The organism is Bacteroides sp. 2_2_4 (assembly GCF_000157055.1).
Classification (GTDB): Bacteria; Bacteroidota; Bacteroidia; order Bacteroidales; family Bacteroidaceae; genus Bacteroides; species Bacteroides ovatus.
In genome coordinates this window covers 650,512-664,500 of sequence record NZ_EQ973355.1, presented here as the reverse complement: position 1 = coordinate 664,500, position 13,989 = coordinate 650,512, and the positions used below count along the sequence as shown (strand labels likewise).

Genomic DNA, 13,989 nt, shown 5'->3' with positions numbered 1-13,989 from the left:
TTATAACTTTGGAAACAATAAAACCCGTATATCATGAATAATATAATTGTAGGAATGGGCGAAGCACTTTGGGATGTGTTGCCCGAAGGAAAGAAAATCGGTGGTGCTCCGGCAAACTTTGCCTATCATGTATCACAGTTTGGTTTTGACAGTCGTGTAGTGAGTGCCGTAGGCAGGGATGAACTGGGAGAAGAAATTCTGAAAGTATTCAATGAGAAGAAGTTGAAGATGCAGATTGAACAGGTCGATTATCCTACCGGTACGGTGCAGGTGACGCTCGATGACGAGGGCGTGCCTTGTTACGAAATCAAAGAGGGCGTGGCGTGGGACAACATTCCCTTTACGGATGAGCTGAAACGTCTGGCCTTGAGCACACGTGCTGTTTGCTTCGGTTCGCTGGCTCAACGTAATGAAGTGAGCCGTGCCACTATCAATCGCTTTCTGGATACGATGCCCGATATAGACGGACAGCTCAAGATATTTGATATCAATCTCCGCCAGGATTTCTACTCTAAAGAGGTACTGCGCGAATCGTTCCACCGTTGCAACGTCCTGAAGATAAACGACGAAGAGCTGGTGACTATCAGCCGTATGTTTGGTTATCCCGGCATTGATTTGCAGGATAAATGCTGGATTCTGTTGGCAAAATACAACCTGAAGATGTTGATTCTCACTTGCGGCATCAATGGCAGCTATGTGTTCACACCGGGCGTTGTCTCTTTCCAGGAGACGCCCAAAGTACCGGTTGCCGACACAGTGGGCGCAGGCGATTCTTTTACAGCTGCTTTCTGTGCCTCCATTCTCAATGGAAAACCGGTGCCCGAAGCGCATAAACTGGCTGTTGAGGTTTCTGCTTATGTCTGCACACAGAGAGGTGCGATGCCCGAACTTCCGCAGGTTTTGAAAGATAGACTGATGTAATTCTTTTATTGATAGTAAGCATAGAGGTATATTTCATTTCGTGGGGTGTACCTCTTGTTTTTTGTACGTACGAAACGTACAGGCATAAAAAAAGGAGCAACGCCTTGCTCCAACCTTTGTTAACCTTAAATCTAATACTATGAAAAACACATTGCAAAGATACGGACTTCTGTCAACTTAGCAAATAATCCAAATAAAAAGAGATGTTTTATAACATCAATTAAGTGTTCGTATTACCCTTTATACGTTTGTTAATGGTTCCCGCGTAAATATGGGGGACCATTTTTACTTTTTTCAAGGGATAAGATTGCGAATAATCGAGTGATTTATAGCATACTCACAGTTTTATTTTCTATTTTTGTTCTCAATCAATCTATCGAATACTATGAACACAATGCTATGCCAGCTAAAGAGCCTGTTGTTATTGGGAGTCCTGCTTTTTGCCAATGGAGCATTCGGACAACCGATGATCTGGGATGATACCTCTCCCGAAACGATCGTTTTCGAACTGACTAACAAAGAGGCTTTGAAACTTCTCAAAGGCAAACTCCGACAGAAACAATGGGATAAAATACAGCAGACTCCTTTTGCCCGTTTCACGGATACTTGGAGCAATCCTCCGGTCAAAGGGCATTTTCTGCTGGCTGATGTAGAGCGGAACGAAGTTCATTACCGTTATGCTCCGGTGATTCCTTTTCATGTTTTCCTTTTCAAGGAGTATGGTGTACTCACCTTGCAGGTGGTTGATGCCGGGGAAACTATCAGGAAAGATGCCAAAGTGCGGGTAGGCAGCAAGGCTGTTTATTACGATGAAGACAGTCAGACGTATACTGACGATAACTGGTCGCAGAAAGAACAGCATATCCTGACGGTTGAAGTGGATAAGTTTCGTGCGGTATTCGATTTGAGGAAACACCTTGTACCACCCTGGTATAAAAATGATTATGGGCGGCAAGATGCACCGGAGTTTTATAGTTACCTGATTACTGACAAGAATAAATACAGACCGGGCGAAACTGTCCGTTTCAAGTCTTATGCTCTCTCCGAACATAAACGTCCTCTGAAACAGGAACTTTCATTGTGGATGCGTGTCGGTTCTTCCTGGCGTGACTATAAGAAGATAATGTCCGTCGTCCCTTACCATCCGGGAGGCTTCGCCGGAGAATTCCTGTTGGCGGATTCATTGAACCTGAAGCTCGATCAGAGATATACTGTACAGCTTCGTGATAAGCGGGGACGCATCGTAGCCTCCACCAATTTCAAATATGAAGACTACGAACTGAACGGAAACAAGTTGTTGGTGAAGCTGGCTTCGAATGTGCAATATGCATCGCAGAGTAACCGCATGGATATCAGTGCAACGGATGCCAACGGACTTCCTTTGCGGGAGGTGAATGTAGAAGTGACTGTCGGCAGACAGCAGGTACTGAAGTCGTATGCGCAGATACTTTCTTTGCCCGATACACTGATGTCCGTGCAGGCGGAACTGGATGCTTCCGGGAAAGCTTCGGTAGATATTCCTGCTCGGATATTCGGAGCTTCCGATTGCTTCTATACGGTGAATGTAGTTTTGCTTACGGCAGACAATAACCGTTTGGAGCAGCAGAGCAAAGCGACTTTCTACTATTCGTGCTATGATATGCAGTGCACTACGCAGGCGGATACTATTTGCTTTTCATTCTTCGACCTGGGAGTGGAGCGTCCTGTGGCGGCCGAACTGACCTATGGTGAAAAGAAAGAAGTGAAGAAAGTGCGTTTGCCCTATCGCGAACCGTTCAATCAGGCGGTGACGGACTATCGTTTCAAAATACCGGAAACAGGATATGAAACGACGATTGCTTCCGCCGCACTTGACTCCAAACTGGAACTGAATGGCGGCATAGAAAAAGATTCGTTCTGTGTCTCCCTTTCCAATCCTTTGCAGCTGGAACTTTCCTGGTATGTGTATCAAGGCAACCGCCTGTTGCAGAAAGGTTCGGGAAAAGAGATGGAACACAAATCCGGAGAGATCGATCCCTCTTCCGTCTATTACGTAGAAGTATTTTATTTCATGGGGGATAAGGAATGTATGTTGAAACGCTCGTACACTTCACCTTCCGAACGGCTGGTGATTGAATCTGATTTGCCGGAACGAGTGTATCCCGGTCAGAAAGTGAAAACAAAATTGAACGTGACCAATATACAAGGGCGTCCGGTATCCAACGTCGATCTGACAGCTTTTGCGGTCAACACGCAGCTGGATTATCACGTACCCGATTTACCCTATTACGGGAGTGCACCCCGTCCGCGCGAGCAACGAGCTTCCTACTCAATGAAGCAAAAAGAGTATCTACATACCGGCACATTGGATTATCAGCATTGGAACCAGTTGCTTCATTTGGATAAGTTGCCTTATTATCAGTTTGCTTATCCTTCGGGAAATCTGTTCCGTCAGACGGTTGATACACCGGATGGAACCACCCAGTTTGCTCCTTATGTGATGCTGAACGGGCGGGCGGTGAATATCTATGTGATTGAGCAGAACGATGTTCCCTGCTATTTTTCGTGGACGGAACAGCCTAAGCAGTATTCTTTTCCTGTATTGCATCCGTCGGGAAAGCAGAAGATAATGTTGCGAATGCACGACAGGGCTTTCATCATTGATTCTCTGGCTTTCGACCGGGGCAAGAAAACGATTTTAAGTTTCGATATGAATCAGTTGCCGCAAGGAGTGGAAGTAGTCTGGTTGCGGCAGAGGAAAGGGAAATATGATGAGTATAAGTTTACTTCGGAAGAGAAGAAGCGTTATGAACGGTATCTTTGCCGTCTTCCGGTGATGGATGGGGCGGTATATACTTCGCTCGAACATAATGGAAAGCTGTTTCCGGTTTCACTCATGGAGCTGTCGCGCTACAAGAAAAAGATATTGGCAGGTCCTGTGGAGCCGGGACCTTGGAAATATATGAATGGTGTGTTGTATCGGCATGAGGGAGGTTTCTCTTATGAATTCGAGGGCAATGTGGTTTATAAATATAAGGATGAGGAACTGTGCCCGGCTTATCTGAATTTTTCGTCTGTGGCAAAGATTCCGACTTTGAATGATTACCATTTATCACCGGAAAGATTCCGTAGTCTGGTGGCCGAACTTCGCAAGGGAAAGAGTTGGCATCCCACCCGGATTTATTTCTCCCTGCCGGATAAGACGTTGAATTTCCGGCTTCCGGAAGAAAAAGATTCTACCGGAGTGGCTAACTTGCTCTTTAAAGACTGCACTACCGGAGAACTGGTTTATCCGGATACTTTGGTGCAAATGAATAGAATATATTCCAAGTTTCCTGCCGGAACGTATGATGCGATTTTGCTTTATAACAATGGAAAGTATCTGAAACATGATGCTCTGACGATACAATCATATACCTATCTGGATGTAGATATGGAATCTCTGCCTCTACACGAACGCGATTCGTTGTCAGCAGGGTGGCTCTTGCTGGGAAGAGGAATTGGCAGGATCGGTACAAACTTTCCTGGTCACAGGGAAATGAGGATCAGGCAGTATGTACGCAATTACGGCGGTAAAGTCTCCGGTTATGTGACGGATGCTACCGGAGAGCCTTTAATCGGGTGCAGCGTGGTGGTGAAAGGAACGACGGAGGGAACGATCACCGACATGGACGGATATTTCGAAATGGATTGTGACAGGGGAGGGGATCAGCTTTTGTTTAGTTATGTCGGCTTTAAACAGCAGGAGATGAGAGCAACTCCCGGAGCCAATCTGTTGGTTACTTTGGAAGAAGATAGTCAGGCGCTGGAGGAAGTGGTCGTTGTAGGATACGGCATGCGTTCAAGAACTTCGTTGACGGGGTCTGTTGCCGGATTAATGGTAGGTTCTTCTTCTTCTGCTGCTGCAACCGCACCTTTGGAGAAACTGGAAGAGCAAGATCAGAAAGCAAAAGAAGAAGCGGATAACGAACAGTTGTATAATGAACTGATGCAATTGAATGGCTTACGTAGGAATTTTTCGGATGTGGCTTTCTGGCAGCCTCGTTTGTTTACGGATAAAACCGGAACGGTACAGTTTGAAACAACTTTCCCCGATAATGTGACGAAATGGGAAACTGTCGTTTATGGCATGAACCGTCGTTTGCAGACGGGTACTTTCCGACGTTCCATCCGCTCTTACAAACCGTTGATGGCGGAGTTGAAAACTCCCCGCTTCTTGGTGGAGGGGGATCAGAGTACGGTGGTCGGGACTATCCGCAATTATCTGGATGGGCAGCACATAGCCGGAAAGACACAGTTCTGCGTCGGAACGGATACGTTGAAACGGCAGGAAGTGAGTTTCATGGAGGGATTTCATGAAACAGTGCCGATGCAGGCAGTTCATGCCGATAGCGTGACCATCAGCTATCTTTTCACTCGCGACGATGGCTATCAGGATGAAGAGGAATATACGATTCCGATACTGCCACAGGGAACTGAATTGGCGGAGGGCACATTGGGTATTCTGTCCGATGCAAAGACGGTCAAAGTGCAATCCGGCGAGGATGAAGAAGTGATGGTGAGTATCACTGACAATCAGTTGGACATCTATAAAGAATCAGTGAATTACTTGACAGGATACAAATATTTGTGCAATGAGCAGCTGGCATCCAAGTTAATCGGTTTGTTGGCTTACCAACAGTATATGCAGAGTAAGGGTGAAAAGGTGAAAGTAGATAAAGCAATTCGACCTATCATCCATCGACTGACGAATCATCAGAACAAACATCAGTTATGGTCGTGGTGGGGGAACTCTGAAAATACTTCTTTCTGGATGTCTGCGCATATTCTGCGGGCTTTGAAGATGGCGCAAGATGCAGGTTATCCTGTGGAGTTGAATCTGAATGGTTTGAAAGTGGAGTATGCTCATACGCGTCCTTATCGAGGAATGAAACTGGAAGATATAGAAATACTTCATGCTCTGCATGAGTGGAAAGTAGAGGCGGATTATTCTTCGGCAGTCAGATTATTGGAACCTTTCGTCCGGCAATTGGAACAGAAAGAAGACTCGTTGGCAAATAGAAACAAGTATTATCGTCCTCTTTCATACTTGAAAGAGAAGCTGCTTCTCTGGGAAATCAAGCAACAGGTGGATTCGGTGAATGTGGGTGATAGCGTACGTCCTTATCTGAAAAAGGATATGCTGGAAGGTGTTTACTGTGACGACGGACGGCGTACTTATTATTGGGAGGGAAATCAGATGATAAATACATTGATAGCCTACCGGATTATTAAAAATGACCCTTCCCTGTGTAAGTTGAAAGAAAATATGCAATTGTATATTTTGCGGACTAAGGAGCGCGGATGGAATACGTATCAGGCTTCTTCGGCTGTGGCAACTGTTCTGACCGATTTGCTGGCAGGTTCCGGAGGGATGTCAGGAACGTCGGTGTCTGTGAGCGGTAAGGATCATCAACGAATTACGGAATTTCCTTATCATGCCCGGCTGATAGCAGGCGACAGTCTGCTTATTTCAAAAACGGGAAAAGAGCCTTTATTGTATAGTGTCTATTCAATGAAGCGTGTGATGAATGCTCGTCAGAGTGATGCTTTCAAGGTGGAGGCGACTTTGGAAAAAGACTCTTTGGTGGCGGGTGTACCTGTTACATTGACAGTTACCTTGCAGGTGAAACAGGAGGGTGCGCAATATGTGATGCTCGAAGTTCCTGTTCCGGCAGGTTGTAGTTATGCCTCAAAACCTGTTAATTTCTCCCGTTCTGAAGTATATCGTGAGTATTTTAAAGAGAAAACTGTTATCTTTAGCGAAAAATTACCGGTAGGTACTTATCAGTTTACGGTTCCTTTGCTTTCACGCTTTACTGGAAAATACACGCTGAACCCTGTGAAAGTGGAACTGATGTATTTCCCGGTGGTGAATGCAAATAATGCGGGGAGAGAAATTTGGATTACAGAAAGAAATACAAAAGATATACGAAAGAAAGGGAATGATTGAAGCGATGAAATATATGAAGTGGATAACAGTCTTGTTTTGTCTTTTGGGCTTGGCGGCCTGTCGTCAGGATGCGCCTCGTTTCCGTATTGGGGTGGCCCAATGTAGTGATGACTCTTGGCGGCACAAGATGAATGATGAGATTCTTCGCGAAGCGATGTTTTATGATGGAGTGTCGGTTGAAATCCGCTCGGCGGCGGATGATAACCGTAAGCAGGCGGAAGATGTTCATTATTTTATAGATAAAGGAGTTGATTTACTGATAATTTCCGCCAATGAAGCGGCTCCCATGACTCCAATTGTGGAGGAGGCCTATCAGAAAGGAATACCTGTCATTCTTGTAGACCGGAAGATACTTTCTGATAAATATACTGCCTATATCGGTGCCGATAATTATGAAATAGGTCGTGCGGTAGGAAATTATATCGCATCAAGTCTGAAAGGGAAAGGGAATGTAGTGGAGCTTACCGGACTGGGTGGTTCCACCCCTGCCATGGAACGCCATCAGGGATTTATGGCTGCTATCAGCAATTATCCGGATATCAAACTGATTGATAAAGCGGATGCTGCCTGGGAACGTGAACCGGCAGAAGTGGAAATGGATAGTATGCTTCGCCGTCATCCGAAGATTGATGCGGTATATGCACATAACGACCGTATCGCTCCGGGAGCCTATCAAGCTGCGAAGAAAGCCGGACGTGAAAAGGAAATGATTTTTGTTGGCATTGATGCCCTGCCCGGCAAAGGAAACGGGCTTGAATTGGTGCTTGACAATGTGCTGGATGCAACTTTTATTTATCCGACTAATGGGGACAAAGTGATGCAACTGGCCATGAATATTCTTGAGAAGAAGTCTTATCCTCGCGAAACGGTCATGAATACTGCCGTTGTAGACCGCACGAACGCGCACGTTATGCAACTTCAGACTACCCATATCTCGGAACTGGATCAGAAGATTGAAACATTGAACGGACGTATCGGTGGGTATCTGTCGCGTGTAGCTACGCAGCAGGTCGTGATGTATGGCGGCTTGGTTATTCTTTTATTAGTAGCGGGATTGTTGTTGGTAGTCTATAAATCCCTCCGTTCCAAGAATCGCCTGAATAAAGAGTTGTCCGAACAGAAGAAACAAGTAGAGCAACAGCGCGATAAACTCGAAGAGCAACGGGATATTCTTGAAGAACAGCGTGACAAACTCGAAGAACAGCGGGATCAGCTTATCCAGCTTTCTCATCAACTGGAAGAAGCGACTCATGCCAAGCTGGTTTTCTTCACAAATATATCTCACGATTTTCGTACTCCACTGACATTAGTTGCCGACCCGGTAGAGCATTTACTGGCTGATTCGTCTTTGAGTGAAGATCAGCGCCGAATGTTATTGTTAGTTCAGCGAAACGTGAATATCCTTTTGCGTCTTGTCAATCAGATTCTGGATTTTCGTAAATACGAGAATGGAAAAATGGAATATACTCCTATTTCGTTAGACATTCTTTCTTCTTTTGAAGGATGGAACGAATCTTTCATGGCAGTAGCCCGGAAGAAGCATATTCATTTCTCATTCGATTATATGCCGGATACGGATTACCGCACATTGGCAGATGTAGAAAAGTTGGAACGCATCTATTTCAACCTCCTTTCCAACGCTTTCAAATTTACTCCGGAAAACGGAAAAGTAACTGTACGCTTGTCTTCCCTGACTAAAGACGATCATTGCTGGATTCGCTTTACCGTTGCCAATACCGGTTCAATGATTTCTGCGGAGCATATCCGGAATATTTTCGACCGTTTCTATAAGATAGATATGCACCATGCCGGTTCGGGTATTGGACTGGCATTGGTAAAGGCTTTTGTGGAATTGCATAAAGGTACCATCACGGTGGAAAGTGATGAAAAGCAAGGAACTATCTTTACCGTTGATTTGCCTGTGCAGACTTGCGAGACTGTTGTTTCTGAAAACTCTCCGGCATTCTCTGTGTCTGCTACTTCTGTAACCTCCACCGATGCTACAACCTCTGCCGTTGCTGGGGTTCCGGCAACTCCTGCAACTTCCGGTTATTCCGGTTCTTCGAGCTTGAATGATGCTTTAACTTACGAAGAAGAGGAATTGGAAAAAAGTTACGACTCTTCCAAACCTTGCGTTCTGATTATTGATGATAACGCTGATATTCGCTTATATGTGCATGGATTGCTTCATACTGATTATACTGTTATAGAAGCTGCAGACGGCTCGGAAGGTATTCGTAAAGCTATGAAATATGTCCCGGACTTGATTATCTCCGATGTAATGATGCCCGGAATGGATGGAATTGAATGTTGTCGTCGCTTGAAAAGCGAATTACAAACCTGTCATATTCCTGTTATCCTATTGACAGCTTGTTCTTTGGATGAACAACGAATTCAAGGGTATGATGGTGGTGCAGATTCTTATATCTCCAAGCCTTTCAGTTCGCAATTACTATTGGCACGCGTTCGTAATCTGATAGATTCACACCGCCGCCTGAAACAGTTTTTTGGTGACGGACAAACGTTGGCGAAAGAGGATGTCTGTGATATGGATAAAGACTTTGTGGAAAAATTCAAAGCTTTGATTGAGGCAAAGATGGGAGATTCAAATTTGAATGTGGAAGACTTGGGTAAAGATATGGGATTAAGCCGTGTGCAACTCTATCGCAAAATCAAATCCCTAACTAATTATTCCCCGAATGAACTGCTTCGTATAGCTCGTTTGAAGAAAGCTGCTTCCCTGCTTGCTTCGTCGGATATGACAGTGGCAGAGATAGGTTATGAAGTTGGTTTTAGTTCTCCTTCTTATTTTACTAAATGTTATAGAGAACAGTTTGGAGAGAGTCCGACAGATTTGTTGAAGAGGAAAGGATAGGATAGAATCTGCAAAATTTGGTGGTGAGCATTTATCTGTTTATACTTCTATGGAATTCATATGATAAAAATAAGAGGTAAGGAAATCTATTGACATACCTTACCTCTTATTTAATTCAGTATATGATTTACTGTATATTTATTAATTCATAATCAACTTATTCGTTTTTGGCTTATTCCACCATCTTTGGTTCTCTTGACCTCCCGATGTTACCCATTGTTCAAAGTCTGGATATGCTTCCAAGAAGTTTACTTCTTCTCTGGCATGATGTAAAGATGCAGGTACTTTTAATCCCCATATAAAGTTGTCTTCATTTACATAACTTTCGTTGCTGTTATAATAAACCGGGCTATAACCTTTTAAGTGGATTTCTTGTCCTTTATTAGTTTTTGCAATATAAAAGTCCATTTTACTGTCTTGTAGGCTTTTAACGTTAACAGGTGAGTTGAACACCAAGTAAATGGCCATCATTTTTTTAGGCTTTGTTTTTTCATTTACCTCCGTATTATAATACTTGTATCCGTTAGGAATGGCCGGTTTCTTTAGTGAAATAATCAATTCCCCTTTTGGGCCTTTTAGGATTTTGATATTTTCAGCCTCTTCAGGATTGTTACGCTCAAGATACATTTGAGTTTCTTCTAAATCAAGTTCATTATATTGTACTTCTGCCAAGCGGATATAAGGATTGTAGTCATATATACCTCCTATAGCTCTGATTTGGAATCCTATCATTAAGTATTCTGCATAACATTGATTGTGACTCCAATAAAAACCGTCAATTTGGAAATTATACCATGCAACAAAATCATTAAAATCATAATCGCCTAAAGCTGGATACATATCTTCGAACATAATAGTTCCGTTGCCATATCCCGGATAATTGAAGATGTTGTTCGTTTCAACTTCTTTATTAGCTCTTGTGGTAACTCTGGATAATGCCGTAGCGTTAGCAGGTACTACTATGGAAATAGTACCATTACTTTCAACAGGAACAGTTTGTATTTCAGAGCCATTACCATATTTTACATACACATTTTTTATATATGCAGGAATTTCAATTGGGAGTTCCAATTTTGATGTGTTGGCATCGACATCCATTCGAAGCATCAAAGCCTCTTCATTGCAATTTTCTTCTAGAAATACAGAAATAGTAGCAGTTGATTGACTGGCAATTTTCACTTTGGCATTTTGAGAACCTTTCCAGTCGAAATCGGCAGGTACTTCCAAGTCAGTCATCTTCTTTTCTTTCTCGGGTTGTTTACTTTCATCATAAAGGTTCTTCTCACAGGAGCTGAAAGCCAGTGCTCCCAATAAACAAGAAGCGAACAGGATAGTTTTCTTTTTCATAACAGCAGTGCTTGTTTTGTTAATAATAGGGTTGCTTTTAATGGGTACAAAGGTCGGGATTATTTGTAAATAAAGCAAATAAAGTTGCATATTTTATTTGAAATGCTTTTATTATTTGCAAATTCTTTTCTTTTTATCTAGTTTTGGAACTGAAATAAAGTAATGTTTGAGTGATGAAAGATTATAAAGTAGATAAGGCGAGCCTTTCCGCATCCTTTTGTCAAGAGGTGTATCAGGTTGTCCGAGAAATTCCGGTAGGTAAAGTTTCTACCTATGGGGGAATTGCCGCATTATTGGGAATGTCTCAATGTTTCCGTATGGTGGGGCGTGCTTTGAAACAGATTCCGGATGATTTATCTGCGCCTTGTCATCGGGTTGTCAATGCGTCGGGACGGCTTGTTCCGGGTTGGACAGAGCAGAAACAACTCTTGTTGGAAGAAGGGATCTCTTTCAAACAAAATGGATGCGTAGACTTGAAAAAGCATCTTTGGAATTACTCCGTACCTGAATGAAATTTGCATATTTAATCTATTTTCCTTACCTTTGTGCCAACAATATGCAAGAACAGACTGTTATTTATTTATGAAAATACTGTTTTCTACTGTTCATTAAGAGGATAATCTTATCAAATTCTATTCCTTTTAAACTACTCTGTCTGTTTTTTTTAAACCATTTAAAAAACGTCGGACCGTCATGTTATCATGTGACATGACTGAACCATGCGAACATTCAACTTGTTTATCGTAAGTGAGAATAAGGAATGCGGCAGTTGAAAACAAAACAAATATTATAATCTAAACCAATATATTATATGAGTAAAATAGAAATAAAGGATTTGTACCTTATCTTTGGTAACGAGAAGCAGAAAGCCCTCAAGATGTTGAAAAAAGATAAGAGTAAAGAGGAAATTCTGAAAGATACCGGTTGTACGGTAGGAGTGAAAGATGCCAATCTTTCAATTAATGAAGGAGAGTTTTTCGTGATAATGGGACTCTCGGGAAGTGGAAAATCGACATTACTGCGTTGTATCAATCGTCTGATACGTCCTACTACCGGGCAAGTGCTTGTAAACGGAGTAGATATATCTAAAATTTCCGAAAAAGAATTATTGCAGGTTCGTCGGAAAGAGCTGGCGATGGTTTTCCAGAATTTCGGTCTGTTACCTCACCGTTCCGTATTGAGCAATATCGCGTTCGGCCTCGAACTTCAGGGAGTGAAGAAAGAGGAACGTGAGAAGAAAGCGATGGAAAGCATGAAGCTTGTCGGATTGAAAGGATATGAAAATCAGATGGTGGGCGAGCTTTCCGGTGGAATGCAACAGCGTGTCGGACTGGCCCGCGCTCTGGCTAATAATCCCGAAGTACTTCTAATGGATGAGGCTTTCTCTGCGCTCGATCCTCTGATTCGTGTGCAAATGCAGGATGAACTGCTGGCTTTGCAGTCGAAGATGAAAAAAACAATTGTCTTTATTACCCATGACTTGAGTGAAGCGATTAAACTGGGCGACCGTATTGCTATTATGAAAGACGGAGAGGTGGTGCAGGTAGGTACTTCAGAAGAAATACTGACCGAACCGGCTAACGATTATGTAGCCCGTTTTGTTGAAAACGTGGACAGGAGTAAAATTATTACCGCTTCTTCTTTAATGATTGACAAACCACTGGTGGCCCGTCTGAAGAAAGAGGGACCTGAAGTATTGATTCGTAAGATGCGTGCGAAGAATATCACCGTATTACCTGTCATAGACGCCGATGATAAACTGGTCGGAGAAGTACGTCTGAACGACCTGCTTAAGTTACGTAGCAGACAGGAAAAATCCATTGAAACGATTGTGCGTACCGAAGTACATTCTGTATTGGAGGATACAGTGTTGGAGGATATACTTCCTTTAATGACAAAGAGCAATTCGCCGGTATGGGTGATTGATGAGACGCATGAGTTTTTAGGAACAATCCCGCTTTCCTCCTTAATCATCGAAGTGACGGGGAAAGATAAAGAAGAAATAAACGAAATAATTCAAAACGCAATAGATTTATGATAAATATAGGACAATATATAGAGACGGTCATCAATTGGATGATGGTACATTTTTCCACTTTCTTTGATGCCATAAATGCAGGCATCGGTAGTTTTATTATAGGATTCCAACACGTACTTTTTGGAATACCTTTTTATATAACCATTCTAGTGCTTGCTGCACTCGCATGGATGAAGGCAGGACGTGGTACGGCAATTTTCACCGCATTGGGATTATTACTGATTTATGGAATGGGATTTTGGGAGGCTACTATGCAAACCCTGGCTCTTGTTTTTTCATCTACCTGTCTGGCCCTGATTGTTGGTGTACCTTTAGGAGTGTGGACGGCAAACAGTCCGCGTGCAGAGAAAATACTTCGTCCTGTTCTCGACTTGATGCAGACGATGCCTGCTTTTGTTTATCTGATTCCTGCCGTTTTATTTTTCGGATTGGGAGCAGTGCCAGGAGTGTTTGCCACCATTATCTTTGCTATGCCTCCTGTGGTCCGCCTTACCGGATTGGGAATACGGCAAGTTCCTAAAAATGTAGTGGAAGCTTCCCGTTCGTTCGGAGCTACCCGTTGGCAGTTATTGTATAAAGTGCAGCTTCCTTTGGCGTTGCCCACTATCCTGACTGGTGTCAACCAGACAATAATGATGTCGCTTTCTATGGTTGTCATTGCTGCCATGATTGCTGCCGGTGGTCTGGGAGAAATTGTATTGAAAGGTATTACCCAAATGAAAATCGGACTTGGGTTTGAAGGTGGTATAGCAGTTGTTATTTTAGCTATTATCTTAGACCGTATCACACAAGGAATGGCAGGACGAAAAAATAAGAACTAAACGGAAAGGATAAAAT

General features: G+C 43.2%; 7 protein-coding genes. 6 read left to right on the top strand and 1 reads right to left on the bottom strand.

What is annotated here, in order from left to right; translation table 11 throughout:
- Nucleotides 1-33: 33 nt before the first annotated feature.
- The 3 genes from BSCG_RS24520 to BSCG_RS24530 all read left to right on the top strand — a co-directional run bounded on the left by BSCG_RS24520 (nt 34) and on the right by BSCG_RS24530 (nt 9,767).
- Nucleotides 34-921: a carbohydrate kinase family protein gene (locus BSCG_RS24520; protein ID WP_004307082.1), complete on the top strand. Its 888-nt coding sequence runs from the start codon at nt 34-36 to the stop codon at nt 919-921.
- 385 nt (nt 922-1,306) lie between these two features.
- Nucleotides 1,307-6,892 (top strand): carboxypeptidase-like regulatory domain-containing protein, encoded by a 5,586-nt coding sequence (locus BSCG_RS24525; protein ID WP_008774807.1) that lies wholly within the window; start codon nt 1,307-1,309, stop codon nt 6,890-6,892.
- Between the two features lie 4 nt (nt 6,893-6,896).
- Complete coding sequence (locus tag BSCG_RS24530; protein WP_316121720.1) at nt 6,897-9,767, top strand: substrate-binding domain-containing protein; 2,871 nt, start codon at nt 6,897-6,899, stop codon at nt 9,765-9,767.
- A 141-nt stretch (nt 9,768-9,908) separates the two neighbouring features.
- Here the strand turns inward: BSCG_RS24530 and BSCG_RS24535 are convergent, their stop codons facing one another.
- On the bottom strand, nt 9,909-11,204 hold the full coding sequence (locus BSCG_RS24535) for an LruC domain-containing protein (RefSeq protein ID WP_004311733.1): 1,296 nt from the start codon (nt 11,202-11,204) through the stop codon (nt 9,909-9,911).
- An 83-nt stretch (nt 11,205-11,287) separates the two neighbouring features.
- Here BSCG_RS24535 and BSCG_RS24540 point away from each other — a divergent pair, with 83 nt between their 5' ends.
- The 3 genes from BSCG_RS24540 to BSCG_RS24550 all read left to right on the top strand — a co-directional run bounded on the left by BSCG_RS24540 (nt 11,288) and on the right by BSCG_RS24550 (nt 13,973).
- Nucleotides 11,288-11,626, top strand: a complete 339-nt coding sequence (locus tag BSCG_RS24540; protein ID WP_008774805.1) for an MGMT family protein — start codon at nt 11,288-11,290, stop codon at nt 11,624-11,626.
- 299 nt (nt 11,627-11,925) lie between these two features.
- A complete protein-coding gene (locus BSCG_RS24545) occupies nt 11,926-13,152 on the top strand; it encodes a glycine betaine/L-proline ABC transporter ATP-binding protein (RefSeq protein WP_004311731.1) in 1,227 nt (408 codons plus the stop codon).
- On the top strand, nt 13,149-13,973 hold the full coding sequence (locus tag BSCG_RS24550) for an ABC transporter permease (protein WP_004311730.1): 825 nt from the start codon (nt 13,149-13,151) through the stop codon (nt 13,971-13,973). Before BSCG_RS24545 ends, BSCG_RS24550 begins: the two co-directional genes overlap by 4 nt.
- Nucleotides 13,974-13,989: the final 16 nt, after the last annotated feature.